Origin of the sequence: Paenibacillus sp. FSL M8-0142, assembly GCF_038597315.1 — a bacterium.
GTDB classification, from domain to species: domain Bacteria; phylum Bacillota; class Bacilli; order Paenibacillales; family Paenibacillaceae; genus Paenibacillus_AQ; species Paenibacillus_AQ lactis.
This window is the reverse complement of sequence record NZ_CP152008.1, coordinates 2,609,173-2,635,072: the sequence shown is the minus strand read 5'-3', so window position 1 is coordinate 2,635,072 and position 25,900 is coordinate 2,609,173. Positions and strand designations below refer to the sequence as shown.

General features: G+C 53.3%; 22 protein-coding genes. 4 read left to right on the top strand and 18 right to left on the bottom strand.

What is annotated here, in order from left to right; all coding sequences use genetic code 11:
* Nucleotides 1-26 precede the first annotated feature (26 nt).
* From NSQ46_RS12495 to NSQ46_RS12480, 4 genes are all read right to left on the bottom strand, one after another.
* On the bottom strand, nt 27-1,619 hold the full coding sequence (locus NSQ46_RS12495) for a glutathione ABC transporter substrate-binding protein (RefSeq protein ID WP_007128495.1): 1,593 nt from the start codon (nt 1,617-1,619) through the stop codon (nt 27-29).
* A gap of 118 nt (nt 1,620-1,737) precedes the next feature.
* Nucleotides 1,738-2,742 (bottom strand): asparaginase, encoded by a 1,005-nt coding sequence (locus NSQ46_RS12490; protein WP_210095457.1) that lies wholly within the window; start codon nt 2,740-2,742, stop codon nt 1,738-1,740.
* A 27-nt stretch (nt 2,743-2,769) separates the two neighbouring features.
* The gene (locus NSQ46_RS12485; RefSeq protein ID WP_210095458.1) at nt 2,770-3,927 is read right to left on the bottom strand and encodes an ROK family transcriptional regulator; all 1,158 of its coding nucleotides are present in this window, start codon (nt 3,925-3,927) and stop codon (nt 2,770-2,772) included.
* Between the two features lie 1,787 nt (nt 3,928-5,714).
* Nucleotides 5,715-5,951, bottom strand: coding sequence for a 4Fe-4S binding protein (locus tag NSQ46_RS12480; protein ID WP_007128499.1), 237 nt, complete (start codon nt 5,949-5,951; stop codon nt 5,715-5,717).
* A gap of 285 nt (nt 5,952-6,236) precedes the next feature.
* Between NSQ46_RS12480 and NSQ46_RS12475 the strand changes: the two genes are divergently transcribed.
* Nucleotides 6,237-6,884, top strand: a complete 648-nt coding sequence (locus NSQ46_RS12475) for a metalloregulator ArsR/SmtB family transcription factor (RefSeq protein WP_007128500.1) — start codon at nt 6,237-6,239, stop codon at nt 6,882-6,884.
* A 163-nt stretch (nt 6,885-7,047) separates the two neighbouring features.
* Here NSQ46_RS12475 and NSQ46_RS12470 read toward each other — a convergent pair whose 3' ends face one another.
* Both NSQ46_RS12470 and NSQ46_RS12465 read right to left on the bottom strand, forming a co-directional pair.
* The gene (locus tag NSQ46_RS12470) at nt 7,048-8,148 is read right to left on the bottom strand and encodes a PQQ-dependent sugar dehydrogenase (RefSeq protein ID WP_007128501.1); all 1,101 of its coding nucleotides are present in this window, start codon (nt 8,146-8,148) and stop codon (nt 7,048-7,050) included.
* Between the two features lie 18 nt (nt 8,149-8,166).
* Entirely contained in the window at nt 8,167-9,678 is a 1,512-nt protein-coding gene (locus NSQ46_RS12465; RefSeq protein WP_007128502.1) for a UDP-N-acetylmuramoyl-L-alanyl-D-glutamate--2,6-diaminopimelate ligase, read from the bottom strand.
* Nucleotides 9,679-9,925: 247 nt separating this feature from the next.
* On the opposite strand from NSQ46_RS12465, the gene NSQ46_RS12460 reads away from it, so the two are divergent.
* Together NSQ46_RS12460 and NSQ46_RS12455 are read left to right on the top strand one after the other, a co-directional pair.
* Entirely contained in the window at nt 9,926-10,774 is an 849-nt protein-coding gene (locus NSQ46_RS12460) for an SDR family oxidoreductase (RefSeq protein WP_040738271.1), read from the top strand.
* A 210-nt stretch (nt 10,775-10,984) separates the two neighbouring features.
* Nucleotides 10,985-11,785: an N-acetylmuramoyl-L-alanine amidase gene (locus NSQ46_RS12455; protein WP_007128504.1), complete on the top strand. Its 801-nt coding sequence runs from the start codon at nt 10,985-10,987 to the stop codon at nt 11,783-11,785.
* Between the two features lie 168 nt (nt 11,786-11,953).
* On the opposite strand, the gene NSQ46_RS12450 is transcribed toward NSQ46_RS12455, so the two are convergent.
* From NSQ46_RS12450 to NSQ46_RS12405, 10 genes are all read right to left on the bottom strand, one after another.
* The gene (locus NSQ46_RS12450) at nt 11,954-12,700 is read right to left on the bottom strand and encodes a lactate utilization protein C (protein WP_007128505.1); all 747 of its coding nucleotides are present in this window, start codon (nt 12,698-12,700) and stop codon (nt 11,954-11,956) included.
* Nucleotides 12,697-14,205 (bottom strand): LutB/LldF family L-lactate oxidation iron-sulfur protein, encoded by a 1,509-nt coding sequence (locus NSQ46_RS12445; RefSeq protein ID WP_007128506.1) that lies wholly within the window; start codon nt 14,203-14,205, stop codon nt 12,697-12,699. Before NSQ46_RS12445 ends, NSQ46_RS12450 begins: the two co-directional genes overlap by 4 nt.
* Nucleotides 14,192-14,929 carry a (Fe-S)-binding protein gene (locus NSQ46_RS12440; RefSeq protein WP_007128507.1) on the bottom strand — a complete coding sequence of 246 codons (738 nt, stop codon included), beginning with the start codon at nt 14,927-14,929 and terminating at the stop codon, nt 14,192-14,194. The genes NSQ46_RS12445 and NSQ46_RS12440 overlap by 14 nt, the downstream gene beginning before the upstream one ends.
* 126 nt (nt 14,930-15,055) lie before the next feature.
* On the bottom strand, nt 15,056-15,832 hold the full coding sequence (locus tag NSQ46_RS12435; protein ID WP_007128508.1) for a DeoR/GlpR family DNA-binding transcription regulator: 777 nt from the start codon (nt 15,830-15,832) through the stop codon (nt 15,056-15,058).
* Nucleotides 15,833-15,851: 19 nt separating this feature from the next.
* Nucleotides 15,852-17,333, bottom strand: coding sequence for a rhamnulokinase family protein (locus NSQ46_RS12430; RefSeq protein WP_210095460.1), 1,482 nt, complete (start codon nt 17,331-17,333; stop codon nt 15,852-15,854).
* 113 nt (nt 17,334-17,446) lie between these two features.
* The gene (rhaA, locus tag NSQ46_RS12425) at nt 17,447-18,703 is read right to left on the bottom strand and encodes an L-rhamnose isomerase (protein WP_007128510.1); all 1,257 of its coding nucleotides are present in this window, start codon (nt 18,701-18,703) and stop codon (nt 17,447-17,449) included.
* 125 nt (nt 18,704-18,828) lie between these two features.
* A complete protein-coding gene (locus NSQ46_RS12420; RefSeq protein WP_007128511.1) occupies nt 18,829-20,898 on the bottom strand; it encodes a bifunctional rhamnulose-1-phosphate aldolase/short-chain dehydrogenase in 2,070 nt (689 codons plus the stop codon).
* A gap of 346 nt (nt 20,899-21,244) precedes the next feature.
* On the bottom strand, nt 21,245-21,577 hold the full coding sequence (locus NSQ46_RS12415) for a DUF4176 domain-containing protein (protein ID WP_028407249.1): 333 nt from the start codon (nt 21,575-21,577) through the stop codon (nt 21,245-21,247).
* A gap of 29 nt (nt 21,578-21,606) precedes the next feature.
* The gene (locus tag NSQ46_RS12410) at nt 21,607-21,807 is read right to left on the bottom strand and encodes a hypothetical protein (RefSeq protein ID WP_007128513.1); all 201 of its coding nucleotides are present in this window, start codon (nt 21,805-21,807) and stop codon (nt 21,607-21,609) included.
* A gap of 17 nt (nt 21,808-21,824) precedes the next feature.
* On the bottom strand, nt 21,825-22,709 hold the full coding sequence (locus NSQ46_RS12405; protein ID WP_342576817.1) for a WXG100 family type VII secretion target: 885 nt from the start codon (nt 22,707-22,709) through the stop codon (nt 21,825-21,827).
* A 530-nt stretch (nt 22,710-23,239) separates the two neighbouring features.
* Here NSQ46_RS12405 and NSQ46_RS12400 point away from each other — a divergent pair.
* Nucleotides 23,240-24,130: a hypothetical protein gene (locus NSQ46_RS12400; protein WP_007128515.1), complete on the top strand. Its 891-nt coding sequence runs from the start codon at nt 23,240-23,242 to the stop codon at nt 24,128-24,130.
* 114 nt (nt 24,131-24,244) lie between these two features.
* On the opposite strand, the gene NSQ46_RS12395 is transcribed toward NSQ46_RS12400, so the two are convergent.
* Complete coding sequence (locus NSQ46_RS12395) at nt 24,245-24,574, bottom strand: hypothetical protein (RefSeq protein WP_007128516.1); 330 nt, start codon at nt 24,572-24,574, stop codon at nt 24,245-24,247.
* A gap of 104 nt (nt 24,575-24,678) precedes the next feature.
* Nucleotides 24,679-25,764: a redoxin domain-containing protein gene (locus NSQ46_RS12390; protein ID WP_007128517.1), complete on the bottom strand. Its 1,086-nt coding sequence runs from the start codon at nt 25,762-25,764 to the stop codon at nt 24,679-24,681.
* Nucleotides 25,765-25,900 lie beyond the last annotated feature (136 nt).

The following is a 25,900-nucleotide window of genomic DNA, read 5'->3' as shown; positions in this document are numbered from 1 at the left end:
ATTTCAGCAAACCCGTGCTGCCAGAATTACTTCACTTCGGCATTCAATACATTGATCGAGCCGTCAGGGAATACTTTCACGCCGTCCAGATAAGCGCGTTTACCTGTAATGACTTGGTCAACGCCCAGGAACACCCATGGAGCGTCTTCCCAGATTTGCTTCTGGATATTGGCATAGATTTCTTTAGCTTCGTCCGGATTAACCGATGCGTTTGCATCCTTGATCCATTGATCGACATTATCATTTTTGTAATATGCGGTGTTGGAGCCTGCAGGCGGGAAGAACTCGCTGCTGAACAGACCTTTCGTCGCACCGTCCGCATCGCCGGAAGAAGGAGACCAGCTCACGTACCACATTTGGATTTTCGCATTTTCCGGCGTAGCCGAGTTGATCTGATCGGACAAGGTCGCGCCTTCCATCGATTTCACTTCAACCTTAATGCCGACAAGCGCAAGCTGCTGCTGAATAAACTGCATGCCCTTCATCGTCTCGGAATCGTTCTCGCCCCAGATCTCGGCTTCGAATCCGTCCGGATATCCCGCTTCCGCGAGCAGCGCCTTTGCTTTCTCCGGATCATAGTCATAACCGGATTGCTCCGAATAGTACTGGGTCATGGAGGACATGGAAGACTTCAGCTTAGATCCAAGACCGGATTTAACAACCTTGATATAGGCATCCTTATCGATTGCATAGTTGATCGCTTGACGAACCTTCAGATCGTCATACGGCTTCTTCATCGTGTTCAGCGTGATATAGCGAACGATCGTCGAATCGATTTTATCCACCACAATGTTGGAATCGCCTTCGACCTCGGATACTTGCTCCGTCGGCATCGGGTAGATGAAGTCCGCTTCGCCGGTCTTCAGCATGGCAATTCGGGAACCGTTCTCCGGTACAGGCTTGAACGTGATGCTGTCCACCTTCGGAAGCCCTTCCTGCCAGTATTCTTCATTCTTCACGACAACCAAACGATCGCCTTGAACCCATTCCTTGAACTTGTATGCGCCTGTTCCTACCGCATTCTTCGTTACATCCACGCCGTCTTTAAGCGCTTTAGGGCTGATCATGAGCGCCATGGCGGTTTTGTTCAGGAATGCGCTGTACGGCTGGCTAAGCGTTATGACAACCGTATTCTCATCCGGTGTTTTCACGTCGGATACCGTCGAGAAGCTACGGCGCATTCTGAGATTGTTCTTTTCGTCCAGTATGCGATCCAGGTTAGCTTTTACAGCTTCGGCATTGAAGTCGGTGCCGTCATGGAATTTCACGTTTTTACGAAGATTAAACGTATAAGTCAGACCGTCTTCGCTGACTTTGTAATCTTCAGCCAAGACCGGAACGAGTTCCATCTTTTCATTGAAACCCATCAAGCCTTCGTACATCGTGCGCGCACCGGAGATCGAGTGCGTATCGCCGGCATTATGCGGATCCATCGTGAGGAAATTGGCGTTGATCGCGATGGTGATATCCTTGTTGTTTTTCGTCACCGGTTTGCTTTCCCCGCCGGCGTTGCTGGCCCCTTCACTGCTTCCGCTGCCTTTGCCGCCGCAAGCTGATGCTACGATTGTAAATGCAAGCAACAGCATGAGCAGTGACCATGTTCTACTCTTGAATCTCATTGTTTACTCCCCCTTTGATGTAGTAAAGAATCTATAGATTCACTCGGCATGCCCTGGAATGGATCGAGGAGCACCCGAATTCCTCACCCTTTATTTGCTGCATTCAAATACGCACCCTTTATTTGTTCCATTCAAATACGGCGCGGCGCTCACCTACAAGCGTTCCACCATCGTTGAAAATTTCGTTCGGCACGAGCTCGTACAGCCGGTCGATCGTGGCTTGGTTGCTATAACCCAGCCGCTCCAAAATGGTCGCGATGATGCATGGCCATACCTGCTCGGAACCGTCGGATACCTTAAGGGAAATCGCCAATCGTTCCTTCCGAAGCCCGATGCCGTATACTCCTTTAGCACCGCCCTTGGCAGTCAGGTTGTCATCCTTCAAAAGTGCAGAGCATACGAATTTCGTGTCTGCGATGATATCGGGGTATTCGTTCATCACCTTCGCGATCCTTGCTGCAGCTTCTGCCGTCTCCGGGTCCCGGATCAAATCCGGACAAGCGAGCTTCAAGAATGAATAGGCGATCCGGTCCAGCGGAATCGCGAAGATCGGCAGGCCGCAGCCGTCAATCCCTTGCGGGATGGAGGATACCGGAACTTCCGCGATATCGGCGAGCGTTTCAAGGATTTCCTTTTGCAGCGGGTGCTCGGGTTGGTAATACGTCGCTTCATCCCAGCCCATATGCTTGCACAATGCAATCATTCCGCTATGCTTGCCGGAGCAGTTGTGGAAAATCCGGCGCTTCGCCTCATGGTTCTGATGGCGCTCGGCCTTCGCATCCTCGTTCAAGGGGTATGTAGCGCAGCAGTGGAGCGCGTCCTCCTGGATGCCAATTTTGCCCATGAGCGATTCAAGGGCATCAATGTGGAAGCTCTCTCCCCGGTGGGAAGCCGCAAACAGAGCCGTCTCCTCGCCGGTCAGTCCGTATACTTCGTCAATGCGGCGCTTCATAGCCGGCAGTGCTTGAAAAGGCTTTGCAGCAGAGCGCAAAAACGTCATATGATGGGGATCGCCTGCCGCATAGAGCACCTTCCCGCTTTCATCGACGACGCTCACCGCGCCGTAATGGACATTTTCCAGCACATTGCCGCGGTATTCCTCTACCAATGGAACAAATCTCATGATTATTTCCCCCGATCTCCTGATGAATTAATTCAATTGAAAATAACGATCCTGCGCCACCATACCCGAGCCGATCATGACGCCTTCCTCATGCAGCTTGGAACGGACGATGGAAAAGCTGCCCTGAAGCGGCTCCCACACATACCTCGAGCAAAGGTTGACGATCTCTTCATGCACCTCCGGGAACTTGTCCAGGATTTCGCCGCTCAGGATGACGCTGTCCGGGTTGTACATGCTGACCACGTTATTGACCGTGATGGCCATATACGCAAGGGCGCGATCGATTAAGTAGCAGGCCCAGTGAGTACCCGCACGCCGCTCGGCAAACAGCTCCTCGATCGTGCGGACCGGCTTGATTTTACTCGCTTCGGACAATAGGGACGGGATGTTGATATACGTCTGCAAACAACCGGCCTTTCCGCAGTCGCACATCATGCCCTCCGGGTCCACCGTCGTATGCCCGATTTCCCCCGCGCTGTTCGTCACCCCGCGATAGATTTCGCCTTCAAGAATCAAGGCAGAGCCGACGCCATTACCAAAGCCGAGGAGAACCGTCCGATTCGAACCATAGGCGGAGCCCTTCAACTGTTCGGCTAGGGCCTTTACCTTCAACTCATTGTCCACGACAGCCTGAAACCCGGTCACGTCCTGAAGCAGGTCGGCGAGGCCGATATTCTTCCAGCCCAGCTGTACGGAGAATTTAACAATCCCCTCCTGGACCTCGATGATGCCGGGAAGCCCGACGCCGATGCCCACGATGCGCTTGCGGTCGATGCCGCCAGTCGCAATCAGATCCTCGATCGTGCTTCCAATCCTCGCTACGGTCGTGCTCGCCTCCTCGTTCGGCGGTCTGCTGAAACTCTCGCTGCACAGAACGTTTCCTTGGATATCGACGAATCCGATATTCGCCCGATCACGGTCCAGTTCCACGCCAATCGAAATAACCGCGGTATCCAGCAGTCGGATGAGCGAGGATTTTCTTCCGCGCCCGGCGGAAACCTGCTCCTCCGTTTCGTGCACATATCCCTCATCCGTCAGTTCGGCTACAATCCGGCTGACGGTCGTCGGGCTCATGCCCGTCTGCTTCGCAATGGCTGCTCTTGAAATCGGCTGTTCATTCTTGATGATCTGGAACACCGTAAGTCTGTTCTGCCGCTTCATAAAATCCTGGTCATGCTTTTTCATGAAGACATCCCCTATTTAATTTCATCAATAGATTAATTAGCGCATTCTTCCAACTTATTAGGTGGTTAATCATCAAAAATCTGTGTTAAATATCATATTTTTCATTTTTATTCTCCAGTGATGATATTAATAATAAAATGTCATTTGTGAATGTGTCAATATATATGACACATTTAATTTTCCTCAAATTTTTATTACCAATGTAAGCATTTCAATTTTACTCTGAAAAAACACAGCTCTCCTGTACGGATACATTTGGTTTTTACAGGCGTACAATATGACATGTACCTAACATAACGATTTTCAAAAAAGCGAAGGTCACTATCGGAAATATCAAAATTAATCCACTGAAGAAATGAATTCTAAGAACAGCGGTCTGATCCAGCGGCGGGGAACTCCAGCTGCTTTCCGTTGAGCCTTGTCCATTAAGTGTTATGGTGTGAGTTGGCTTGCGTGTCTAATTGCGGTGGCGTCGGGGAAGTGAGTGGGTCGTTTTTTGGGTTGGCGCATATTGGGCTTGTTGTTTGGGTTGTTGTTTGGGTTGTTGTTTTAGTTATTGAATATGGGGCTGGTGTTTTGATACTGCTGTTTAGGGAGCGGTTATACGGGGCATTAGATGGGTATTGAAGGGAATTTCTGAAATAACACGTTGGAACACACAAAGCAGGGACGCAGTAGATGTCCAATACCGTGCGATTAGGACGATCTATTGCTAATCTATGTCTTTCTTCATCATCCTCGCTCCTCCTTGAACGATTATGATTGATACCGTTCCTTCTGAACCGTATCAACCAGTGTTGGCTATAAGTCAAACAAACCCTGAGCTGAGCATGAAATCCATAAATATCGCAATTTTGTTTGCTTATGTATATAGAAACACCAGATAGCGTTCCCTTATGCGAAACGTTAATCGTTTATCAAAAAAACCTATTTAAGCGAAAAAAAAGGCATAGAAGACTCTTTTCCATGTTTTTTTCTATGAAGGGGCCACCCCATACTAATGGGCGGCCTTCGCTTTTCAACAAGCTAGCCCAACCGAAGGTCAGGGCGAGCCCCCACACCCCCAGCGAAGGTTTGAGGATAGCCGATCCTTTGGAAGTCCGTTTCTACTGCTTTACTTTTCCATTCCGGAAACAGACGTACAATAAAGCAGATATCTCCAAGCCTGAGCCCAAAAAATGGCCACCCATTCAAGGGTGGCCTGTCTCGCACTTGCCTTTGGTTTGTGCGCCCTACCGAAGGTCAGGACGCGGTCCCGAACCCTCCAGCGGAGGTTTGAGAATAGCCGATCCTTTGGGAGTCCGTTTCTACTGCTTACTATTCCATTCCGGAAACGGACGAACAACAGAGCGGATATCTCCAAGCCTCAGCGCCAAAAATGGCCACCTCATTCAAGGTGGCCTGTCTCGCACTTGCCTTTGGTTTGCTCGCCCTACCGAAGGTCAGGGCGCGGTCCCAACCCCCCAGCGAAGGTTTGAGGATAGCCGATCCTTTGGGAGTCCGTTTCTACTGCTTACTATTCCATTCCGGAAACGGACGAACAACAGAGCGGATAGCCTCAAACCGGAGCGCAAAAAATGGCCACCTCATTCAAGGTGGCCTGTCTCGCACTTGCCTTTGGTTTGCTCGCCCTACCGAAGGTCAGGGCGAGGTCCCACACCCCCAGCGAAGGTTTGAGGATAGCCGATCCTTTGGAAGTCCGTTTCTTCTGCTTACTATTCCAATCCGGAAACGGACGGACAACAGAGCGGGTAGCCTCAAACCGGAGCACTGCAAACCGGAGCACTCTACTTGCTCCTATAATACTCAACCGCTTTATCAAAATAATGCTTCTGATCCTCGGGCAAATCCTCGAAATAATAGATCGCCGCCACCGGGCAGGCAGCCTCGCAGGCGCCGCAGGAGATGCAAATGTCCGTATCGATATAGAATTGGTCGTCGCCTTCCTCGATACAGTCTACAGGGCACACATCAACGCATTCTCCCGCCTTCTCTTCAATACAAGCCGATCCAATGACATACATCGGTTATTCCACCTTCCCATGTGTGATCATTCATCCATGATTCGTCCGGTCGAAATCTGCTGCAAAATCATAAATCTACAATTTCCATACTTTGTATACTAAAATATATCATAATTATGTAGGGAGCATAGCCGAATGTCAATCGGCCCGCACCCGACGGATGCCGAAAATCCAGGCGAATCGGTTGACTTCTATCCACCAAAGACATAAGATGAGACATATTGCTTTCATCTCAATCAACACAGCTGTGGAAGCTACTCATCGAGAATCAAGGCGGTGATTATTATGGAACAAGAAGTCGCTTACAGCACACGCGAATATATCATGCAATTATTAAAAATAAACGGCGAGCTGAGCACAAAGTCCATTACCGAGGCGCTCGGAATTACCGGAATGGCGGTTCGGCGCCATCTGGAGAGCTTAAAGAATGAAGGCTATATTACATTTCGAACGGTGAAGCAGCCCATGGGCAGACCCGTTTCCCTATACAGTCTTACCGAATCTGCGGAGGATTTCTTCCCTAGAAACTATCATTCCCTCGCCCTGGACCTGCTCCAAGAGCTGCAGGATGAGGCAGGAGATGAGATGATCTCTCTGCTGTTCGATAAGCGGAAAGAGACGCTGCGAAGCAAATATTCGCCTACCGTCGCTGCGGACGCATTAGAGGAACGGGTCGCGGCGCTTGCGCAAATTCAGAATGACAACGGGTACATGGTTGAATATAAAAAGGTCGCCGAAGAAGAGTTCATTCTCGAGGAATTAAACTGCCCCATCTCTCAGGTCGCAAGCCGCTATCAGCATGCCTGCCGCTGCGAGCTGGACTTATTCCGGTCACTGCTCGGGGCAGATGTGGAGCGTACCGAATGCCTGGCCAAAGGCGGCAAAAAATGCGTGTACCACATACGCAACAAGCAGCATGAAGCGCAAACGTAATATCCATTCTTGCCACGAGGCGACCCGTCCATACAGGATGGGTCGTTCTTTTTTTATATCGCCCTGTACGCGAATCCTCTCACCCCGATAGAGCCCTTAACCCAAGGCTCGTACATCTTCTTGCTTTATTTTATTCCCGAAATAACCGATTATGAATCAGCATCTACAATTCCAGTACAAGCAGCCGGTCATCCCGTTCACCAGGCACGCCCCGTCCATCCGTATTATTGGTAATCACATAGATTCGGCCGTCCTGCACCTTCACATCCCGAAGTCTTCCCTCGCCCGCCAGCACCGTTTCAAGCTCGGCCTTATCCGGATCAAACCGGTACAGCTTGCTGCCTCGCAGAGTAGCGACATACAGTAAATCCTGCTTGTCGAACGCCACACCTGAAGGGGCTAATGCAGTTTCGCCAGTGTGGTATACCGGCTGTTCCATGCCGCTCTCCCTCGCGTCGCCTATCATCGCAGGCCATCCGTAATTGGCGCCGGCGGCGATTTTATTGATTTCATCGTGCCCACCAGGGGTCCCAGAAGGTCCGTGCTCGGAACTATACAGCTCTCCGTCGGAATTCCAGTCAAGGCCCTGTGCATTACGATGCCCGAACGAGTATACATAGGAATCCGGCATAGGATTATCGGCTGGAACCGAGCCGTCCGGCGAGATTCGGAGGATTTTCCCCGCCAGGCTCTCCGGATCCTGCGCCAGCTCGCCATTACCTGCATCTCCGGTCGTGATGTAGAGGAAGCCGTCCGGACCGATCGCGATTCTTCCGCCATTATGCACATTGGATCCCGGGATGTCCTCGATGAGAGCATCCGTCTCCTTCCACGCCGCTGCATTCTCTTGAAGAAGCACCAACCGATTCTTGACCGCCCCATCCTGTTCATACGTATGATAGGCATAGGCCGCGTTGGATTCCTCGTAATCGGGTGCAAGGACGAAACCAAGCAGACCGCCTTCGCCAATGGAGGCAATCGGCTTGCTCGTGACTACAGGCAGTCTCGATAAATCGCCATCCCGGATTTGAACGATATTCCCTTCCCGTTCGCTAAGAAAGATGACCTCCCCATGAAAATCGATGGCCCACGGCGTTTCCAAATACTCGGCAAGCACTTTGTAAGAAACGTCAGTACCACGCTCAACGTTTCCCCTACGTTCTTCCCCTCCCGAAGACGGGGGAGCGGAACTGCCCGAGCATGCCGTCATCAGCAGCATAATCGCCGTAATCAAGACATACGGTATGAAAACATATCGTTTCATCGCACCACTCCTCTGCTCTTATAAGTCTGGGACGATCGCAGTCTGAATGCCTCCTTCAGATTCGGCAATCGAGTGGAGCACAATCTCCTCATCGCTGAACAACTCGGTTGTTCCGCCCGCGACGTAACGTCGTTCATGACCGCGGCCGGTAATGATGATGCGGTCCTCATCCCCTGCCATCTCCACCGCTCGCTGGATCGCTTCTTTACGGTTCAGAACGACTTCCCAATTGATCGATTCCCGGGCATTCAGACCGTCCAGCATCTCCGCCAGGATGACCTCCGGATCCTCTGAAAACGGATTATCTGTCGTAAAAAACACATAGTCACTATGCGAGGCGGCGATATCGGCCATGATGGGCCGCTTCAGCCGGTCTCGCTCCCCTCTGCACCCGAGGACACAGATCATTTTGCCCGAGGTAATGGATCTTGCCGACTGCAGAGCGGCCTTGAGCCCGTCGGGATTATGGGCATAGTCGACCACGACCCGAAAGCTCTTATTGGTTTGTATTTCTTGAAAACGGCCCTGAACTCCTGCAAATTGCTCAAGACTGTGCCGAATGTCCTCCAAATGAATCCCTTCCACTAAACTGACGGCGATCGCTGCCAGCGCGTTATAGACATTGTACATTCCTTGGACCTTCAGAGAAAAACGCCCGTCTCCCCAAGGAGAACGGACCATAAAGCTGCATCCCTCCGAAGCGTGGCGGATATCCTCGGCGCGTATATGTGCAGGCTGCTTTATGCCGTAGGTCACGACCTGCGCCGATGTTCGCTTCGCATAATACGCAGATGCCTCGTCGTCGGCGTTCAGCACGGCTTTCTTCTGCATATCCCGGCTGCTGTTGCCCAATTGGGAGAAGAGGAGCTCCTTCGTGTTGCGGTAGCTGTCCATATTCAAATGATAGTCCAGATGATCATGGGACAAATTCGTAAACACGACGGTTTGAAAATCAGATCCCCGCACCCGCCCCAGATCCAAACCGTGCGAGGACACTTCCAGGACGGCATATTCCGCTCCACGCGCAGCCATGGCATGGAAATACCGCTGGAGCTGGATCGTATCCGGCGTCGTATTGAGAGTGGGCTCAGCATGCTCGCCTATCCGCATATACAACGTGCCGATAATGCCTGTTTTTCGCCCACAGTCATTCAATACCTTTTCCACCATATGGGTGGTCGTCGTCTTGCCGTTTGTCCCTGTAATGCCGATTAGTTTAAGTCTTCCGGTAGGATTGCCAAAAAAAGCGTTCGCGAGAATCGGCAGCGCACGGCGCACATCCGGGACCTTGATACAGGTCACATCCGCAGGGAGATCCGGCAGGTCCTGCTCCGCAACGACAGCAACCGCCCCATTCGTAACGGCATCGCGAGCATAGTCATGTCCGTCGACACGAAATCCGGGCACGCAAATGAACAGACCTCCCGGCTTTATATTGCGGGAGTCGGTATCCAGATTCGTTATCTCTAGCGAAGTAGTGCCGGTAATCGTCTTCAGAATCAGCCCGTCCGTCAATGATTTCAGATTCATGCAAGGCTCCTCGTCTCGTGATGGTATCGTGTCCTATAGGATGTAGAATTAGCGACGAGATATGCGTTTAGTCTAACATTTCTAAATAACCTAACCTTCCGCATAGAAATTGAAACATCATCCGTAAGCGTTTCCAATGGTTAAGAGGGTTATCGCGCATTCGTACAGAACTTTTTAGGTATGAACGAATACATCAACAAACACGGTCATATCCAGAATTCAATACGAAAGGAAGATGAGCATGGGGTTGTTCGCAGGTGATTTGCTTAAGGAAAAGGTTGTTTTGATTACAGGCGGAGCTACCGGACTGGGCCGTTCAATGGGAGAGACCTTCGCGAAGCTCGGGGCCCGGCTCGCCCTATGCGGACGCCGCGAAGAACGGTTAAAGCAGACTGCCGAGGATTTCAGAGGCCAAGGGCTCGAGGTATGGTATAAGACCTGTGACGTGAGGGATCCCGCCCAAATCGCCGAGCTTGTGGACGCTGCCGAAGCGCATTACGGGAGGATCGACGTGCTCGTCAACAATGCGGCCGGCAATTTCATCAGTCCGACCGAACGCTTGTCGCCGCGGGCCGTCGATGCCGTGCTTAATATCGTCCTGCACGGTACCTTCTATGCTACGCTCGAAGTTGGCAAACGTTGGATCGATCAAGGCCATCCGGGAACAATGCTTAACATTGTAACCACCTACGCATCGACCGGATCAGGCTATGTCGTTCCTTCCGCCGCCGCGAAGGCAGGCGTCCTTGCGCTCACCCGTTCACTGGCAGTGGAATGGGCCCCATACGGAATACGACAGGTCGCAGTCGCACCGGGACCTTTTCCGACGGAGGGGGCTTGGTCCAGGCTTTCCCCCACGCCCGAGCTTGAGCAGAAGCTGGTGGATCGCGTTCCTCTCCGCAGGGTCGGCCGTCCGAAGGAGCTCGCCGATCTGGCCGCTTATCTGATCTCGGACCATGCGTCCTATATCAACGGTGAGGTCATAACCATCGATGGCGGTGAGTGGCTGCAGGGTGCCGGGCAGTTCAACGCGTTGTCCGAGGTTACGAGCGAGCAATGGGATAAGCTGGCCGAGCTGACGCGGAAAGGAAAGTAATCCACTTCTTTTTCTGCCTCGGATGGACAGGAGCAAACACCAAATGTACCGAATCGGCGTACCCTAATATATGATCCTTGTCCTTGCGGCGGGTAAATCGTATCGGCCAGCACACAACCGTCCCGCGGCCAGAAATCCTTGGCCCTCCCGCTCGCCGCATCGGCTGATCGGTTATCAGGACCTCACAATCCTTAAAGGCGGTGAAACATCTTGAAGAAGGTTTGGATCGATGCCGGACACGGAGGTAAGGATCCGGGCGCCACTGCCAACGGGTTGCAGGAGAAGGATATTGTGCTTGCATTATCTCTTGCCGTCAAAAAAAGACTGGAATCCGAATATGACGGCGTGAAGGTATTCCTCTCCCGCTCTACCGATGTTTTTGTTGAACTGCCGGACCGGACCGCTGCAGCCAATCGGGAGAAAGCGGATATTCTCGTGTCCATTCACTGCAATGCCGGCGGCGGCTCCGGAGGATTTGAAAGCTATCGGTACCCTCATGCTTCCGCAGCTTCAACCGCATTTCATAATGTGCTTCATTCAGAAATCATGTCGGCATTGAAGCCGCTGGGGATAACGGATCGCGGGCAAAAGACCAAAAACCTCCACATGCTTCGCGAAAGCGCTATGCCTGCAGTCCTCACGGAGAATCTGTTTGTAGACGTTGCAGCGGATGCTGCCCTATTGAAACGGCAGGAGGTTATGAGCGCTTTGGCGGCCGGCCATACGGCTGGGATTGCTAAGGCTTTGGGACTTCAGCGAAAAGGAGGGAATCAGGTGGATCAACCGGGACGCGATATTCATGTGGTAAGTCCCTGGGCAGCCGCGGCTTGGGATGAGATGACCAAGAACGGTTATTTTGACGGAAGCCGGCCGGGCGCACCGATTACGCGGGAGGAATGCGCCATTGTGTTCAACCGATTACGCAAAGATATCCTGTCCATGATGTCTGGAAGTCAGGAGCAGCTTAAGGCGCTGGAGAAACGTCTGCAAGACCTGGAGGACGAAAAATAAACGATTGGACTGCAAAGAGGCTGTCCCGGGTTCATTCTTCCGGGAACAGCCTCTTGTCAATGAGTCGATTTGAATCGATTGCTTGCGTTGGTTGAACCACGCACAACCTAAGACCATGTGTCATCCATCTAGAAGCTGGCCAACGGCATGGGCGCCTCAAACGGCCGCCTATGCATCGGAATCATCATCCACCAATATCGCAAACACGATTCCAGGGCCGTGAACGCCGATCGTGAGATCATTCTCGATGTCGGCGGATCGGCTCGGTCCGGATATAAAATGAATGCCTGCAGGCAGCTGCTCCCGCCCCGCTTCATCAAAACGCACCAGAATCTCGCCTAACCGGGTAACCATCCGGTCAACCGGTACGATCGCCATCAGGACGGTAGGCAGCAAACTGACGGATCTCCCCTTGGCCGGCGAAGACGTAACGACGAGCGAACCGGTATAAGCGGCCGCATAATCCGCCATGACGATTCCGATATCGGAGCGGGATGCAACGGCCCGCCAATTCTCATCTTGATCCTCGTTCCAGCTGCGTACGATAGCATCCGGAAGCGACGACGCAAGGTTTAATGTGGAGAGCTCCACTTCGTCGTTGATCAGGATCGATCCCGCGCTCATCTCGGAAGCTTTATCCACGATAAACGTTGACGCCTCCGCCCGGTTTTTCACCCTCACTACATGACCGCCGGCGGCTTCAAAATTCGCCGTAAACTGGCGAATGCGGTCCTCAATCGGCAATTGGAATTCCTTCCAGAAATCCGGCGCGCCCCGGAACGGATGCTTCGGCCTTGTCCGAACCCGCTCCCGGCCCAATTTAGCGGCGATGCCGTCCATAAAAGTCTCCTGCTTCGCCCGCGACCGGGCTTCCAGTCGCTTCAGCCACTCGTCAGGCTGTACTGGATTCGTCATTGACCATGCCCTCCGTTCTTTCGCTGGTCCATCAGCTTACTGAGCCTGTCGGCCACTTCAGGGTTCATCGGTGCGGACTCGCTGTACAGCTCCTGTTCAACCTTCGACCAGCGGTCCCGGAATGAATCCTTCGGCAGCTCCGGGGTCACCCGGTACGTATTCCATCCCTTCAACGGCCCGATTCGGGCACGAATCTCACCGTTGCGAACGACGAGCTTCTGACCGAGCTTACCCAGCCGGACGACATTTCGGTACCGCTTCGCATTCCCCATCACGACCGAGAAGCCTTTCATTCCCAGCGTCTCCGCCTTGTTCCCGCGCCCGGCCTCGACCTTCCTTCTGCGCAGGTAGACAAGCATATCATGCAGCGGAATCTTGACCGGACACGCCTCATAGCAGGCTCCGCACAGACTTGAAGCATTGGCGATATCGTCCCATTCCGCGACGTTCTTCTTCAATGCCGGCGTCAGCACGGCGCCGATCGGACCGCTGTAAGTGCCGCCATAAGCATGACCGCCAATATGCCGGTATACCGGACAAGCATTCAGGCAGGCTCCGCACCGGATGCAATTCAGCAGCTCCTGAAATTCCGGATCGCCCAGCTGAAGGGATCGGCCGTTATCGATAATGATGATGTGCATCTGATCCGGTCCGTCCGCATCCTGCTCCCTCCGCGGTCCCGTAATCCCCGACATATAGACGGTCAGCTTCTGGCCCGTCGCCGATCTTGGCAGCAATGTCGCCATCACTTCAAGGTCTGACCAGGAAGGAATGATCCGCTCCATCCCCATCAGGGTGATCTGCGTTTTCGGAACGGTCGTGACCATCCTTGCATTCCCTTCATTCTCGAACAGCACCATCGAACCGGTCTCCGCGATCGCGAAATTGCAGCCGGTCATACCGATATCCGCCGCCAAAAACTTCTCGCGCAGCTTCGTTCTGACAAAGCCGGCCAATACCGCCGTGTCCGCAGGCAAATCCTCTCCCGCTTCCCGGGACAGCAGTCCTGCGATTTGATGCCGATTTTTATGAATGGCCGGGATAATGATATGGGAAGGCGTTTCATTCGCCAGCTGGATAATGTACTCTCCAAGGTCTGTTTCAATCGCCTCCACGCCGATGGAATCGAGCGCCTGATTGAGATGCAGCTCCTCCGAAACCATTGACTTCGATTTCACTACCGACTTCGCGGATGCATGCTTAGCGATTTCAAGAGAGATCGCAACGGCTTCCTCGGCCGTATCGGCAAAATGGACATGAGCGCCGTTCGCCCGGGCGTTCTCCGCAAACTCATTCAAGTAGTAATCCAGATGAGCGATCGTATGCAGTCGGATCTGCCGCCCACGCTCACGCCAATCGTCCCAGTTGCCATGCTCCTCCGCTGCCAGCTTCTTGCCTAGCCGGAGCCGCTCGGTCGTAAACCGGACCGCGCTGCGCAGAAAATCGTTTCCTAAAGCATCGCGGGCACGCTCCTTTACCGTCTGACCTTTCTCAGCCGCGCTCATGGACGCTCACCCCCTCATACAGCAGCTCCGCCAGATGCATCACCCGAACCTTTTCTCCCCGATGCCGCAGATTGCCTGCAATATTCAGCAGGCAGGCCATATCCAGGCCGACAAGCACTTCGGCTTCCGTTTCCAGCACGTGGTCGCTCTTCTCGGTTACCATCGCACCGGAAATGTCGGCCATCTTCACGGCAAAGGTGCCTCCGAAGCCGCAGCAATCTTCAGCATAGGGCAGCGGAACCAGCTCTAAGCCCTTAACGCCGTTTAAGAGGCGAATCGGCTCATCCTTGATGCCTAACAAGCGGCTGCCGTGACAGGAAGGATGATACGTAACTTTATACGGAAAATAAGCGCCTACATCCGAGATGCCCATGACGTCGACCAGGAACTGCGAAAATTCATAGACTTTGGATTGAAGCGCTTTCGCTTTCTCCAGGTATTCGGCATCTCCCTTGAACAGCTCCGAATAATGGTGGATCATATACGTGCACGAGCCCGAAGGGGCAACCACAAAATCGCTGTCTTCAAAAGCATCGAGTATGGTGCGCGCAGAAGTTCGCGCATCGTCCCAATACCCGCTGTTAAAGGCCGGTTGACCGCAGCAGGTCTGAATATCCGGAAATTCCAGCTTAACGCCGTATTTCGCCAGCAGCCGGGTCATGGACTCAGCCGCCCGCGGGAACAAAGCGTCGCTGAGGCATGTGACAAATAATGATATTTTCAACTTCCTCCACCCCGCTTAGCACACATTATGATGTATAAAAAATGACTCTGCCGAGTCGAATGATCGAGAAAGCCCCCCTTGCGGGGGACTGTATGACATGGGCCGTACGGAACAAGCCGATCAAGACTAAACCGATCGAAACGAGATGCCCAGCGCTTGATAGGGCTCTGCCTCGTGATCCGGCAGCCGGCGGTCCGTGATGATCATGTGCACCTGCGACAGATCGGCAACCTGGGTAAAAGCCTGAACGCCGAATTTGCTGGCATCGGCCAAGACAATGGCCTGATCGGTCATGCCCATCATTTTATGCTTGATTCTGGCCTGAAGCTCGTTGGATTCGCTGAGCCCCCGTTCCAAATGAACGCCTTTGCAGGAGAGAAACGCTTTATCCACGTAATACGCATCCAGCGACCGTTCCGCAAGCGGCCCTACAAATGACAGCGAACGATGGGCCAAAATGCCGCCGGTCGAGATGACCTGCACCTTCTCCTTGGCGCTAAGCTCAGCCGCCACCTTGATGGAGTTGGTCAGCACGGTCAGCGGGATATCCGGAATAATCCGGGCCATATACCACGCGGTCGAGCTCGCATCCAGCAGGATCCGGTCGTTCGGCGAAATCAAGGTTACCGCTTCCTCCGCGATCCGCTGCTTCTCCGCCGCATTCATAATTTCCCGTTCCGCGTACGGCACCTCCGGTTGCGACCGATGAATTTCCGGTTGATCCTTCACGCTGACCGCGCCCCCGTGCGAACGGCGCAGGCGTCCCGATTCCTCCAGCCGGTCCAAATCCCGGCGAATCGTCTCCTCCGTCACGCCGCATATCCGGCTAAGTTCCGCAACACGGATGCTTCCTCTCTCGTTGACCAACTGTACAATTTTCTCATATCGTTCAGCAACCAGCATGATACCGCCCTCATCCTTACTATTGTTGTATTGTGTTCCCTCCGGTTCTTTGCTTGAACAAACCGTAGGCTTCTTCCCATAACGGGACATCCGCAGGCTCATATACGCGAACCTCGAAGGAGTCTCTAATTACGGCACGAGCCTCCCAAATATCCGAAAGCTCGCCAAGCGAAATCCATTGCACCGCCATATTGCCGGCGGCGCTCCCTTCCGCAGGACCGGCCCATACCGGCTTGCCGATCGCATTCGCCGTCCACTGGCACAACGATTCGTTGTGAATGCCGCCGCCGACCATATGCAGCCCCTTGAAGGCTTGACCGGACAGCGCCTCGGTCAATTCCAGCACCTGCCGGTAACGCAGCGCCAAACTCTCCATAATGCATCGTACGATTGCGCCTGGGGTTTGCGGCGGCTTCTGGTTGGTTCGAGCCGCATATTCCCTGATCCGTTTCGGCATGTCTCCGGCCGGCAGAAACACCGGGTCGTCCGGATCGATAAAGCAGGCGAATGCAGGCTCCGCTTCTGCCATCATAACCAATTCGGAATACGAGTACAATACGCCCTCGAGCTCCCAAGAACGCTTCGCTTCCTGCAAAATCCACAGCCCCATGATATTTTTGAGCAGGCGGAATGTGCCGTAGACGCCCCCTTCGTTCGTAAAGTTCAGCTCCCTTGCCCTTTCGGTCAGGACCGGTCTCTCAACCTCCGTCCCCATCAGGGACCAGGTTCCGCAGCTCAGATACGCGAAGGAACGTTCCAGCGCCGGAACGGCTGCGACGGCAGAGGCGGTATCATGCTCCGCAACCGCGTAGACCGGTATCGAAGGAAGCCCGAGCTCGCCGGTTACGGATTCGCGCAGCTTGCCGGCCATCGTCCCCGGCTGAAGCACGGATTGAAAGATGTTTGAAGGCAGGTGCAGCTTCCTGAGTAATTCGTCGTCCCATCCGCGGGCTACGGGATTATACAGCTGGGTCGTCGTGGCGTTCGTAAACTCGCTGACCATCTCTCCGGTAAGGAAATACCGGAGGAGATCGGGAATCATCAGGAAGCTGCCGGCTTCCTGAAGCAGAAATGGCCTTAACTGCTGAATGGAAACGAGCTGGTAAATGGAATTGAACGGGAGAAATTGAATTCCTGTCCGGCTGAAGATCTCGGCAGGCGGGATTTCGCGGAACACCCGCTCCATGACCCCTTCCGTGGCCGGATCCCGATAGTGGTAAGGGTTCATGAGCAGCTCGCCCCGGGCATCAAGGAGGCCGAAGTCGACCGCCCATGAATCGACGCCGATGCTGGCAGGCAGTTCCTGTTCCCCTTTTGCCCGGAGCAGTCCCTGCTTAATCTCGTGATAAAGCCTTAGAATATCCCACTGAAACCGGTCACCGACGCGAACCGGATCATTCGGAAACCGGTGGATCTCCTTCATTTCGATGGTCCGGCTATTCAGCCGCCCGAGCATCGCTCTGCCGCTGCTTGCTCCTAAGTCAAACGCAAGAACGCTCACCTATCCCAAGCCTCCTTCTGGTCCCGTTGTAGACTTTTTCTTGAGAACGCTATCACTATTTCGGTCCATAGCTGTTTAATTATACTGATTTCACTGCAGCATGCCGCATCCCTTTATCGCTTCAGCAGCACATCCTGCTCATAACGCTTGACTTCGGCAAGCCATTCCTCCCGAACAGGTACGCCCATCTTCTCGCAGTAATAATCCCAGACGGCTCCGAACGGATACGATTTGAACTCTTCCATTAAAGCCAGGCGTGTGGTGTAATCGCCATCCAGCTCCGCCTGCTTCAGCTTCTCGGTCGGCTCCAGCTTTGCTCTCAGCAGCGCTTTGATCGTATTGCGCGTTCCGATCACCCAGGCAGCAATTCGATTGATGCTTCCATCGAAGAAATCCAAGCCGATATGCGTCGTTGGCAGCAAATGATTCCGCACGAGCTCTCTTCCAATCTCCAGCAGCTCGTCGTCCATAATGACGACATGATCGCTGTCCCAGCGCATCGGGCGGCTAACATGAAGCAGAATGCCGTCCGTGAACAGCGCTAAAGATGACAGCTTCCCGGCGATTCCTTCCGTCGGGTGGAAATGGCCTGCATCCAGGCAGATCAGCTTGTTATTGCGCATTCCGTACCCCATGTAAAACTCATGGGATCCGACGACATACGCCTCTGAGCCGATACCGAACAGCTTGCTCTCCACCGCATCCAGATTCCAGGCCGGATTCAGCTCTTCGGCGAAAATCTCGTCCAGCGCATCCTTGAGCCGCTGTCTTGGAGCCATCCTATCAACCGGAACATCCTTGTAACCGTCCGGAACCCAGATGTTCGTGACGCAGGTCTGCCCCAGCTGCTCGCCGAAATAGGCGCCGATCCGCCGGGAAGCCTTGCAATGGTCAATCCAGAATTGACGGATTTCCGGATCCGGGTGACTTAGCGTAAAGCCGTCCTTGGACTTGTCGTGGGAGAAGCACGTTGGGTTAAAGTCCAGACCGATGCCCTGTTCCTTCGCCCAATCCACCCATTTTTGAAAATGTCTGGGCTCCAATTGATCCAAGTCAACGCTTTCATCCGTGTCCGCATAAATGGCGTGCAAATTGACCTTGTGCGTCCCCGGTATCATGGACATCGCCTTGGTCAGATCGGCCCGCAGCTCTTCCGGCGTGCTTGCGGCGCCCGGATACTCGCCCGTAACGGAGATGCCGCCCGACAATTCCTGGTCGCGGAACAAAAAGCCGCGCACATCGTCTCCCTGCCAGCAGTGAATGGATATTTTGATGTCCGAGAGCTCGGCAAGCGCCTGGTCCACATCGATGCCGTGGGATGCGTACTGCTTCTTCGCCTCTTCATAATTCCGTGCAATATCCTGCCTCATCTTGGTACCTCCCGCCTCATAAAAAGATAAGGTCAGCAGGGGACAAGCCCCTGCTTCCTTTCATGGCCGTGCCTGAACGGCCTGGATGCTTCACCAAGGAGTCCAGCTTGTTGCCTTCTGTCTGATCAGCGAGTAAATGCGGCAGGAACCCCGCCATCGATCGTCAGCATGCATCCGGTAGTCTTTAAGGATTTCGACGAAGCGAAGAAGGCGATGCCTTCAGCGATGTCCTGCGGATAAATATTAACCAGCAGCGTGGTGCGCTTGCGGTAATGCTCCTCGAGCTGATCCGGCTCGATGCCGTAAGCGGCCGCCCGCTCGTTTCTCCAGTTCGAGTTCCAGATCGCCGAGCCCTGCAGGATGGCATCCGGCAAAATGGTATTTACCCGGATGCCGTACTCTCCGCCCTCGGCCGCGATGCAGCGTGCCAAGTGCGCCTCCAGCGCTTTCGCGGAGCTGTAGGCAGTCACGTTCTTGCCGGCATAGATGGAGTTCTTGGAGCCGATGAACACCATGCTGCCTCCGATGCCTTGTACCTTCATAAGCTTGAAGGCCTCTCTGGCTACGAGGAAATATCCGGTCCCAAGTACATTCATATTCAGGTTCCATTCCTTCAACGACGTCTCATCGAGCGGACTTGATGTCGCAAGACCTGCATTGTTCACGATGATATCCACACCGCCGTACGTCAAGGAAGTTTCATGATAGGCCTGCTGCACCGCGGATTCGTCGGTTACGTCCATTTTTACGGCAATGGCACGGCCATCGCCGTATGCCGCATTAATCTCTTCCGCAACCTTCTGCGCGCCTTCCAGATTCAAATCGGCCAGCACGACATGCGCCCCCTCGGCGACGAGCCTGCGAGCCGCTGCGCTGCCGATGCCGCCGGCACCGCCGGTAATGAATGCCACTTGCCGGGAGAATTCCGCCTCGGCCGGAGCAAGGGTCAGCTTGTAAAGCTCCAGCGGCCAATATTCCACGTTGTAGGATTCATTTTCGCTCAGGGAGACGAATTCACCCAGCGCTGTCGCCCCGCGCATCACCGCAATGGCACGGTGGTAAAGCGCGCCGCTGACCTGGGACATCGCCCAGCTCTTGCCGGTATTAATCATGCCGAGCCCCGGGATGAGGATAACGCGTGGGGCGGCTTCGAACATGACGTCCCCTTCGTGCCGGTTCCGTTCAAAATAAGCCTGATACTGCTCCTTGTACGCCGCAATTCCAGCTACAAGCTTCTCTTGCAGCCCTTGGGCGTCATCCGCATCCGGCGTCCAATCGATAAAGAGCGGAACCACCTTCGTATGAACCAGATGATCGGGACAAGCTGCACCGACCTGAGACAGCTTCGGCGAATCGCTGCCGCATACGAAATCCAGCACATCATCCTGGTCGTCGAAGGTCAGGATCATCTTCTTGCTGTCGCTCACCGCGCCGCGAATAGCTGGCATGATCTCGCCGGCAATGCGTCTGCGGACGTCCTGAGGCAGAGGAGCAAACTTCCGTCCGCCGAACAGCTTGCTGTCATCGATCCGCGCCTCGATATACGCCTCCGCCTCGCTTATAATCCGTATTGTTTGGGCGTAGCATGCTTCGGATGTATCTCCCCAGGTAACGAGGCCGTGCTTCTCCATCAATACGAGCTCGGCTTTCGGATTGGCGAGCACGCCCTCGGCAATCATCTTGGAGAGGGTGAAGCCAGGACGTACATACGGCACCCACACAAACCGGTCTCCGAAAATTTCCTGCGCGATTTCTTTGCCGTTATGTGCGCAGCACAAGCTGATAATGGCGTCCGGATGGGTATGATCCACATGCGGAAACGGAAGGAAAGCATGCAGCAGCGTTTCGATGGAAGGCCGAGGGTCCTTGGCATCGACCATGCAGTGACCAAGATATGCGACCATTTCTTCATCCGTCATCGACTCGCGTTCAAACAGCGGCCGGATGTCTTCCATTCGCAGACCTGTGAAATTGCCCGCTTTCATCGTGGCAAGGTCGGAACCGCTTCCCTTGACATACATAACTTCAACGTCTTTGCCGCGGAAATCCTTAATCGTTGTTTTGCTTGACGTGTTACCACCGCCCCAATTACAGACACGGCGGTCGGCGCCGATCAGATTCGAGCGGTAAACAAGCTCCTCACGCGTATTCTGCGCCTGCTGCGCCTTCGAATGTTCCCATAAGCTCTGTACCATGAAAACTTCCCCTCCGATTCATGTCTTCGATTGCTTTGTATTTGCCCTCATCTTATCATGTTTGTTTGTTTTTGAATAGTTTGTTTTCAAAAATAAACAAAGATTCTTGTTTTGTTTTTTTGTGAAATTTTCTGAAAAAGCAATAAACCCAAATCCACACCTGCCTAATCCACCTGCCCCCTAAGTCAACATTCAGCACCCATTCAAAAATCAATCCGAATATGCGGAACAGCCGCTTTATAAAAAGACGCAACTTATAAAAACGGAGCTTTAAAAAAAATAGAAAAAGCTGCCCGCACGCATCCTTTATGCGCACAGACAGCTCTTCGTCGGGCCGATTCGATTCTTATTTATCCTGCCCCGCCGCCGCAGCTGCAGCAGCTTGGTCCGCCTTCTCGATCCCCTCCAGCAAAGCGTCCCGGAAGGCAATTTCCTCATCATTGATATAGCCCGTAAAGACGACTTCGGAAATATCCTTATGGTTAAAAAAGATATTGGAATCCTTCGTCAGATTGCCATGCGGGTAGAAGCAGGCAACATAATCCCAACGCTTCAGCGTCTTCGAGTCGTTCTGCATTCTTCCGTAAATCATCAGCGTCTGATCCCAATCTTTGAATTTGACAACCGATCCGATCGGAAGCAAATGTTTCTCTCCTTGCCCCTGATGCTCTTGATTCATTCGCTGATCCATTTGCGTTTCCATGATCATCAACCCTTCATTAATCTACTGCCTATTTTATATACGACAAATACGACAAGAGGAACTCCTAGGAGATAGGAAATACAGATTACGGCTTTCTCTGCTGCCGCATAATCGGTCTCGAGCAGGTTCGGAATCACCGTGCCCAATATGCCGACAATGGCAATGACGATCATTATGTATTTAAAACGCTGCTGTTTACCGCTCATTGTACGGCACTCCTCCCTTACTTGACGGATATGGAACCCCCGACTCCGACGAGGCTGGCTCCCGGACCCAGCGGTATATGGAATTTCAAGCCGCTTTTCCCGACCTCTGCCGACGCTCCGACCGTACCGAGCGAAGCGGACCCGCCGATATGGAGCTCTCTGTCCGTGAAAGGCAGCGGAATTTTGAACCCGCCTTCGTATTTGTTCAGCGTTGCTTCGGCACCTAGACTCAGCGTGCCGTCCTTCACCGATGCCTCCAGCTCGCCCTTCACCAGGCTGACGGAGCCTTGCACGTAATCGTTCTCATAACCGGCTTCCACCACGGCGCCGCTGGCACTTGCGCCTTCGGTTAAATTCGCGCTTGCGCTGCCGGTAATCGCTTTGGTATACAGACCATTCTCTTCATTTTTAACGACGCTGCCTTCCGCCTCTACGCCTTTGAGCGCCTTATCCAGTAAGTCCTCTGCACTGGCAGTCTGGACGCCTGCCGGTTTGCTGTTCGCAGCTGCCGTCATGCCGAGAGCTCCAGATCCTGCCGATCCCGCTAACGCTGCGGCCCCGGCTGCCCCTGCTGTGCCTGCCAGGATTCCTGCTCCAACTCCTCCAGCAGGAACAGCTTCCGCTCCGTTGATCATTTCGTCCGTTGTCCGGAACTTCACCGAGATTTGCTTCAGATCCGAAGAGATCGTCTGAAGGCATTCGAGATATTTATTCATGGTAGCTCTAGCCTGTTGATAATCCCCGTAGAACCGTTCCCGGGTCATTCCTTCCCACTGGCTCTCCATCTCAAGAATGCTTCGCGATAGACGATCGACAATCTCCCGACTCTGTTGTCCGGACTGCGCGAACTGGGTTGAGACCTGCTCCAGCTGTTCGGGTGTAATCAAAATTCGATTGGACATAAACGATATAACGCCCCTTCTGTCTGTCATTTCATTCAAGTTTGGTGTTCCTATTCTACCGGCATGATTGGAACCCGCGGGATACCCCCATCAACCATTAACCGATTCCCCAAACGATTAACCACATTTTTCAATTTTAGTCTGAAATCAGGGGATGGGCAATAAAACAAAGGGGCCAATTATACCATTTTCAAATCTAGGAAACTCGGTCCTAGCCGCTAGGGCCTCCTTCTGCTATTCCCCTACGCATGTCCTTAATCCTATGCGAAAAATCGTGCCCTAGGAAAGGTTCTCTGCTAACTGCCTATGACGTTACAGCCTCAAGTCCTAGGATGTGATGTGGCCCGGGTACATCCTGCTATTGCTTGTGCGTTAGAGCCTGCCGGTTTAGTTGATCAAGGAGCTCCCCATCCAAAGTCGGGGATGAAATCCGCCCTGCGAACGGCAGAACATCCCTCTCCGGACGGTTAAAGAACAGGTCTCTTCTCTTGTAAATTTGAGAAAGTCTAATGGAGAGGGTGTTGCTGAACATGAATCAAAGGATTCAAGAAGGGCCGACGCATATTGCAGATATTTTTAAACAGGAAAAATCGTTGATCGTCGCAGGACTGCTCGGATTTCTGCTGGCGGGGATATGCGGGATCTGGGTACTGATATACGGGGGACCGGTCGCACCGGAGGGGAATATTGGAAAAGCATTCTCGTTTAATGCCGCGCTCGGGATATTTCTGTTCTCGACCGCAGCGATCCTCCCTTTCTCGGGTATGGGAACCAGGTCCAAGGCTTGGTTTCGCTGGAGTTATATTGTGCTCGCGCTGTATTCCTATTTCGCGGAAACCGTTCAAAACTTCAGGGGCGTCGATCCCCGGTTCGTTCGGAACGGGACGGTCTTCGATGAGGCCGTTTCCAATATATTCGTACTGGTTGCGCTGCTGCTTGTCCTCTTTTATGTCATCATCGCCGTTCAATATTTTCGCAGACGGGTGCTCAACGCCAATCCGGAAATCGTGCTCGGCATACGCTATGCCATGATCGCCGTCATCATCTCGTTTGCTGCAGGAATCTGGATCTCCGTCAACACCGGACGCTTCACCGGAGCAGGCGGCAATATTATCTGGCTCCACGGATTCGGGTTTCACGCCCTGCAGGTCGTTCCGTTTGCAGCATGGCTGTCCATGATTACACTCAATCCGGCATCAAGGCTCATCGTTATCCATCTGACCGGAATTTCCTACCTGCTCGGCCTCATGGCAATCGGATGGCAAACGCTTCTCGGTTACACGCTGTTCGAGTGGTCGGCACTTCCCATTGGGGCAGCATTCTTCTTCCTGGTAGCATTCATTCTTTCGGCCTGGATGGTAGGCCAAGCTTATGTACAGCACGCCAATCAACGAATCAACCGTTCATCGCATGGCCGGTGATCTTTCGCCGGGATACGAAAGAAGACAGGGCAAGCCGCGCTTACGCCCCGTCTTCTTCCATCTCCGTTGTTTAGGAGATCATTATTTTTCCAACCGAACTCCTGCTGCAGCCTGCTAGATGAACAAAAACGGGATCAGGAACAACAGGGCTATCGCTTCCCATGCAAGAACGTTGCCGAAGCCATAGCCGTAGCCGCCGTAACCCCACGGCCCAAACGCAGACGTTTGTGCGCCAGCCTTCTTGGATTTCGCAGCTTTCTTTCCTTTTTTCCCTTTTACAGACAAAATCGAAGCTGAAGGATTCGAGGCATACTCAAGCTCAAGTCCGTGATCATGAACGCCTCGGATCGTGCCTACAACTTCAGTTCCGTCATACAGGACCGCGCATACTTGTTTACCAATGTATCCCCGGCATACATCAGCCGAAACCGGTATTTGCTGCACTCGACTTTCCCCCTCCCCAGCGTTTGTGTATTATATTCTTCCTGGAGAGTGTGCGGCAGTGATAGGTGTCCTGGACGTTAAAAATCCGCGATTTGCCCCTCGGTTCAAGACCCGCTTGCACGCCGGTAAGCCTTGACCATGAGCTCCTCGTTTATGGCTCCTTGGTACCTCCCCGAAACAACGCCGTTCGGCGTCAGCACATAGGTTGTCGGATAAGCAGTGATCTCGTACGTTCCGGTTACCGTTCCGTCTCGATCATACAACACGGGAAATGTGAGACCATTCGAGTCCACGAAGGATGCAGCGTCCTCCATGCTGCCTTCAAGATGCGTCATATTTACGGCTAGAATAACGACGTCTTCTGCTTTATGCCGATTATAAAAATCCTCCATGTAGGGCATTTCCGCTTTACACGGCGGGCACCAGGAAGCCCAGAAATTAAGGAGGACCGTACGGCCGCGGTAATCCGACAGCCGGACCTCCTGTCCGTCTACTGTCCGCAACGCAAAATCAGGCGCACGTTTCCCCGGCTTGAGGCCTTTGGCGATTCCATCGGCATCGTCCGTTAGTGCAGGACGGTCACCCGTCGAGCCGTTGCCGGAGTTGTTCAGGTGATTATATACCGCCCACACAAGCAAAGATCCGATCACAAGCATAACCGCTCCGTTCCTGCCTAGACCGAATGTCAACCATTGCGGTAAGGGAGTATCAAATTTCAACCAGGCGGAGCTCAACAGAACGATAAGCAGAAGCATCACCAGTAGCTGCCCGGCCCCGATCGGACGGTCCGTGATCAGCCCATCGAGCAGTATATAAACAAAGCCGCCAGCCAGTGCGGCCATGAGGAAGGACTTGATTAACAGCGACCCCAGTGATCTCATCTTATTCCACCGAACGAGGACGTAGATGCCGGCTGCAAGGCTCCCAAGCCCTATTCCGCGCACTCCGCCGGTCATATAAATTAGAGACAAGGGGTGGCGGAGCGTACGCACCGGGTCCCAAATGAGCATACCGAATTTCCATACGGCGAAGCCGATCAGCAGCGAATAAACGTAAGTGTCAAGCAGCCAATCCCTATGCTCAAGACGATGTAACCGGACGCGGAGCGTCATATACCCTGCCATGGCAACGATCAGGAATACGGCAATATCCGCCCGGATCATAAACGGGCCAATCGGAATGACAGTCACTGGGGAACCTCCTTGCAATGTTCTGAGATGATAGCTGTTGCGTAGGGCAAATCATTTATGTAGAGGAACTTTTTATATACAGCAACCATTTATGAAGGGCAGTAATTGATCAAAGTGACCCATTTTAGAGTAACCA

Bases quoted from the DNA above. Each gene is read 5' to 3' on its own strand.
- NSQ46_RS12475 (WP_007128500.1), top strand. From the start codon at position 6,237: ATGGAACAAGAAGTCGCTTACAGCACACGCGAATATATCATGCAATTA.
- NSQ46_RS12405 (WP_342576817.1), bottom strand. From the start codon at position 22,709: ATGTCCAATCGAATTTTGATTACACCCGAACAGCTGGAGCAGGTCTCA.
- NSQ46_RS12465 (WP_007128502.1), bottom strand. From the start codon at position 9,678: ATGAATCTGAAATCATTGACGGACGGGCTGATTCTGAAGACGATTACC.
- NSQ46_RS12480 (WP_007128499.1), bottom strand. From the start codon at position 5,951: ATGTATGTCATTGGATCGGCTTGTATTGAAGAGAAGGCGGGAGAATGC.
- NSQ46_RS12420 (WP_007128511.1), bottom strand. From the start codon at position 20,898: ATGGTACAGAGCTTATGGGAACATTCGAAGGCGCAGCAGGCGCAGAAT.
- NSQ46_RS12485 (WP_210095458.1), bottom strand. From the start codon at position 3,927: ATGAAAAAGCATGACCAGGATTTTATGAAGCGGCAGAACAGACTTACG.
- NSQ46_RS12450 (WP_007128505.1), bottom strand. From the start codon at position 12,700: ATGACGAATCCAGTACAGCCTGACGAGTGGCTGAAGCGACTGGAAGCC.
- rhaA (WP_007128510.1), bottom strand. From the start codon at position 18,703: ATGAGGCAGGATATTGCACGGAATTATGAAGAGGCGAAGAAGCAGTAC.
- NSQ46_RS12435 (WP_007128508.1), bottom strand. From the start codon at position 15,832: ATGCTGGTTGCTGAACGATATGAGAAAATTGTACAGTTGGTCAACGAG.
- NSQ46_RS12445 (WP_007128506.1), bottom strand. From the start codon at position 14,205: ATGAGCGCGGCTGAGAAAGGTCAGACGGTAAAGGAGCGTGCCCGCGAT.
- NSQ46_RS12495 (WP_007128495.1), bottom strand. From the start codon at position 1,619: ATGAGATTCAAGAGTAGAACATGGTCACTGCTCATGCTGTTGCTTGCA.
- NSQ46_RS12490 (WP_210095457.1), bottom strand. From the start codon at position 2,742: ATGAGATTTGTTCCATTGGTAGAGGAATACCGCGGCAATGTGCTGGAA.
- NSQ46_RS12470 (WP_007128501.1), bottom strand. From the start codon at position 8,148: ATGAAACGATATGTTTTCATACCGTATGTCTTGATTACGGCGATTATG.
- NSQ46_RS12400 (WP_007128515.1), top strand. From the start codon at position 23,240: ATGAATCAAAGGATTCAAGAAGGGCCGACGCATATTGCAGATATTTTT.
- NSQ46_RS12415 (WP_028407249.1), bottom strand. From the start codon at position 21,577: ATGAATCAAGAGCATCAGGGGCAAGGAGAGAAACATTTGCTTCCGATC.
- NSQ46_RS12410 (WP_007128513.1), bottom strand. From the start codon at position 21,807: ATGAGCGGTAAACAGCAGCGTTTTAAATACATAATGATCGTCATTGCC.